This is a genomic window from Campylobacter sp. IFREMER_LSEM_CL908 (genome assembly GCF_025771545.1).
Taxonomy (GTDB): domain Bacteria; phylum Campylobacterota; class Campylobacteria; order Campylobacterales; family Campylobacteraceae; genus Campylobacter_D; species Campylobacter_D lari_D.
Window position 1 is genome coordinate 1 of sequence record NZ_JAKMQK010000026.1, and the last position, 4,250, is coordinate 4,250.

Sequence of the window (4,250 nt, forward strand, 5' to 3'; positions counted from 1 at the left end):
AATACCACCTATAGCATTCTTAAAACTAATACCAGCTTGTTTTCCTTGTATGGTTCCTGAGTTAATCAAGGTATTCATATTTGAATTCTCTACTTCAATGCCAATGTTAGCACCATGCATTAAATTTTGATTTTCAAAAGTTTCTATTGTTGATTGTTCTCTGAGAACTATATTGGCATTTCCATTTGCTTGCATAGTTTCACTGTTTATTATGCTAGCTACTTTAGTATTACCAAGTAATACTATATTTTCACCAGAATACCAATTACTCCAAGAAGCATTCATAGTTCCATTGTTTATTATACTAGCTACTTTAGTTCCTCTGTTAAGTCTTATATTATCACCCCACGATTGCATTGTGGTATTATTAGTAATATTATCTATAGTGCTTTTGTTTGCAATTATATCACTACCTGCCCATACACCTTTTATAAACATTCCATTATTAACAATACTTCCTATATTGGAATTATTACTTACAATACCTGCTACTCCAGCTGTATCCCAAGGAGTTATAATAGTTCCATTATTGATTAAATTTACTTTCCCGTCTTTTACATCATTAATATTTACCCCAACATAACCATTGCCATCACCAACAGCTATTCCTTCTTTTATAATCGCTGTTTGAGCGTTTGATATAGTTACGCTATTGCTATTGCTTTCTATAATAGTACAGCCATTATTTACTGCACAATCATCTATAGCTCTTGTTTTTCCTGCTTTAGAGATTTTTATAGAACCAGAAGAAGATGGATCGCTTATAACAACACTAGAATTAGCACATGTTGCTAAAAAAGATATAGTTGCCAAAGATAAAAAAATATTTTTAATTCTTTGGGTATTAGAATAATTAAAATTTTCCTTTGCATTTAATCTTTCTAGAGAGGAATTCATTATACCCCCCCCCATATCGATAATAAGACATTATTACCCCTCTTTTTTAGTAAAATATCACTTATTATCACACTATATAATAAATTATTTTAAAATATATAAATAATTATTAATTTATAAATAATAAATATTTTTAACAATTATAAAAAATTATACAAAGCGATTTAAAAATTTAGCTATTAATTTATCATTTAAAAGCTATGAAAGTTTCAAAATTTACCCACTTAAATACGCTTTCTACTTTAGAAAATCCTGCCTTTTTAAGCATAGCTATGTTTTCATTTTGAGTATAAGGAATGAGGACATTTTCTAAGGCTTCTCGCTTGCTTGAAATTTCTAGCTTACTATAACCTTGCTCTAGTTTATATTGCTCATAAATTTGTATCATTTTTTTAGCTATTTTGACATCTTCATAAAGAATTTTTTCACTAAGCACAAATATACCATTTTCATTTAAGTTTTGATAGATTTTATCAACTAATTCTTGTCTTTTAGGTGGGCGAATAAACTGCAAAGTATAAGTAGCTATAAAAACATCATTTTTAAAAAACTCAAAATCATCTAAATTTTTTTGATGAAATTCCACCCTAGCTCCAAAGGCTTGACATTTGTTTTTGGCGATCTCTAACATAGCATTAGCCTCATCAACCCCGCTTAAAAGAAAATCTTTTCTTTTTTCATAAAGTGCAAGCAATAAACTAGCCGTAGAACAACCAAGATCACAAATTCTCGCATTTTGTGGTGCAAAATGATCAATAAGTTCGACTATGAGTTTTAAATTTTGCGTATAAAAAGGCACAGATCTTGACACCATATCATCAAAAACACTTGCTACGCTTTTATCAAATTCAAATTGTTTTTCTAAGGGTTTTTTAAAAATTTCATCTTTCATTTAATTTTCCTAAAATTTCTTTTGCTTTGTCAATATCTTTACTAATTTGTGCTTTTAATAAAGCTAAGTCGTTAAATTTCTCATTAGCTCTTACATAGTCAATAAAACTTAACTCAACTGAAATTGCTTTTGTGTTTGTGAAATTTTCATCTAAAATATGCGTTTCTAAAGCAAAATTCTCATCAGTAGATCTTATGCCTATAAAACTTACACTATGATAGCTTTTATTTTCAATCTTTACTAAAGTCGCATATACACCATCTTTAGGTAAAAAGAAGTCTTTTGTATGTAAATTTAAAGTTGCAAAAAGCTCTTTAGCGCCTATGCCTTGACCTTTGATGATATTTGCTTGTATATTATAAAATCTACCTAGAAAATTTTTAGCTTCTTTGACTTTTGCTTCTTTAAGTAAGGTTTTAATCATACTTGCATGAACACTTTTATTTTGAATTTTAAACTCATCTACGATGATGGTGTTTATACCACAAAGACTTTGTATGTCTTTGGCACTGCATTTTCTTTCTTTGCCAAATTTAAAATCATAACCTACAATGATCTTTTCTAGTTTGGGAAATTCTTGCTTTAAAAGCTTTAAAAAATCCTCGCCTTTATAGTCCTTGATTTTATCAAAATCACAAAAAATCAAAGGAAAATCAACCAAATTTACTCTAAAATCCTTAGGTGTTAGGGCTTCTTTTTCCTCTTTAGTGATGATAAATAAGGCACCATTTTCATCTAAATGCTTAAAAAGCTCAAAATGCCCCAAATGCATACCATCAAAACGCCCTATGGCTAAATTTGTGATCTTAGTTTTTTCTATAGGCGTAGAAAAACTCAACATTACCTTCTTTTCCTTTTAAGTGTGACTCTTGACTTGCTTGCAAGATCCAACCAAGCTTTGCACAAGCTTTTTCAAAGCTTTCTTTAGCAGTTTTAATAGCTTTAGTATCTTTTACCACTCCATTTTTATCACGCTTAGCGTTTTTACCTACTTCAAATTGAGGTTTAAAAAGCAAGATGATAAGATCTTTAGCAAGTTTATCTATATGAAAAATCAAATGTGTTAAAGATATAAAACTCACATCACAAGTGATAACATCATATAAAATTTCACTTTTAAACTCACGCAAATCGGTGTTTTCGCAAATTTGGATATTTTCTAAATTTCTTAAGCTTTCATGAAGTTGGTTAGAACCTACATCTAAAGCTGTGATGTGTTTAGCCTTGTTTTGATGTAAAATTTGCACAAAGCCTCCGGTCGATGAGCCTATATCTAAACAAATTTTATCTTTGATGGTAAATGTATGCTCTTGTAAAAAATGCTTGAGCTTAAAAGCAGCTCTACTTACAAAAAGCTCTTCTAAAAGCGTGAGTTTTAAACTCTCATCTTCTAAAGGATTTAAAGATGTGATTTTAAAAGAGGTTTTTTTAAACTCGCCATTGAGTAAAATTTGCTTGTTTTCTATAAGCTCACAAGCTTTGTTACGAGAAATGTTTAACTTTGCACTCACAAAAACATCATACCTCATCATCACCGCCTAAAAGAGCGTTAAACTCGGCTTCATTAATACATTTAACCCCTAAACTTTGAGCCTTTTCAAGCTTTGAGCCTGCCTCACTTCCATATAATACAAAGTCAGTTTTTTTGGACACACTTGAGCTTACCTTTGCTCCAAAGCTTTCGATTAGTTCTTTAAAATGATCGCGTGATTTGCTTAAAGTACCTGTGATAACAAAGGTTTTATTAGAAATATTATCATTTATAATAAGCTCTTTTTTCTCATCCTCTAAATGCAAAATTTCATAAAAATGCTGAATGCGGTTTGCATTGACATGGGTAAATTCTTCTAAGCTTTTAGCCATTTGTGTGCCAAAGCCTTCTAAATTTGCATAAGCTTCATAGCTTTGCATAAACCATTCAAAGCCAAAAGATTGAGCTAATTTTTTAGCTGCTACTTCTCCGATATGCTCTATACCCAAAGCAGTGATAAACCTTGATAAGGGGCATTTTTTTGCATTTTCAATAGCACTTAGAAGATTGTTGATTTTTTTTTCTTTAAAACCTTCTAAGCCTTCAAAATCACCATATTTTAAGAAAAATATACTTTCTATGTTGGTAATTTTTCCTTCTTTAAATAAAAGCTCGACGATATTTTCTCCAAGGCCGTCTATATTTAAACACTTTTTAGATACAAAATGTATAATGGAATTTACAAGTCTTGCTTTACAATCTAAGTTTTGGCATTTTAAAAAAGCACCCTCATCTAAAAGCTCACTTAAACACTCAGGACAAAGAGTTGGTTTAGCAATCTTACTTTCTAAACCATCACGCCTTTGAGTAAAAACTTTAGTGATTTTAGGTATAACATCTCCACTTCTTATCACACTTACGCTATCGCCTATCATCACTCCAAGTCTAGCTATCTCATCAAAATTATGCAAGGTTGCAGACTTTACGATA

Annotated in this window: 5 protein-coding genes; all 5 read right to left on the bottom strand. The window is 30.4% G+C overall.

All coding sequences use genetic code 11. The features are described from left to right. Positions 1-897 (bottom strand): hypothetical protein (locus L8U04_RS08150; protein WP_263709810.1); only part of this gene is annotated, 897 nt, incomplete at its 3' end. Positions 898-1,084: 187 nt separating this feature from the next. Beyond that, a complete protein-coding gene (gene cmoA / locus L8U04_RS08155; protein ID WP_263709811.1) occupies positions 1,085-1,789 on the bottom strand; it encodes a carboxy-S-adenosyl-L-methionine synthase CmoA in 705 nt (234 codons plus the stop codon). After that, positions 1,779-2,630: a bifunctional riboflavin kinase/FAD synthetase gene (locus L8U04_RS08160; protein WP_263709812.1), complete on the bottom strand. Its 852-nt coding sequence runs from the start codon at positions 2,628-2,630 to the stop codon at positions 1,779-1,781. Before L8U04_RS08160 ends, cmoA begins: the two co-directional genes overlap by 11 nt. Beyond that, on the bottom strand, positions 2,596-3,318 hold the full coding sequence (locus tag L8U04_RS08165) for a TlyA family RNA methyltransferase (protein ID WP_263709813.1): 723 nt from the start codon (positions 3,316-3,318) through the stop codon (positions 2,596-2,598). The genes L8U04_RS08160 and L8U04_RS08165 overlap by 35 nt, the downstream gene beginning before the upstream one ends. After that, a partial coding sequence (locus L8U04_RS08170; protein ID WP_318530212.1) for a BRCT domain-containing protein occupies positions 3,308-4,250 on the bottom strand: 943 nt, incomplete at its 5' end. The genes L8U04_RS08170 and L8U04_RS08165, both read right to left, overlap by 11 nt.

Excerpts from the sequence above, each read along its gene's own strand:
- cmoA (WP_263709811.1), bottom strand. The coding sequence starts at position 1,789 with ATGAAAGATGAAATTTTTAAAAAACCCTTAGAAAAACAATTTGAATTT.
- L8U04_RS08160 (WP_263709812.1), bottom strand. The coding sequence starts at position 2,630 with ATGTTGAGTTTTTCTACGCCTATAGAAAAAACTAAGATCACAAATTTA.
- L8U04_RS08165 (WP_263709813.1), bottom strand. The coding sequence starts at position 3,318 with ATGAGGTATGATGTTTTTGTGAGTGCAAAGTTAAACATTTCTCGTAAC.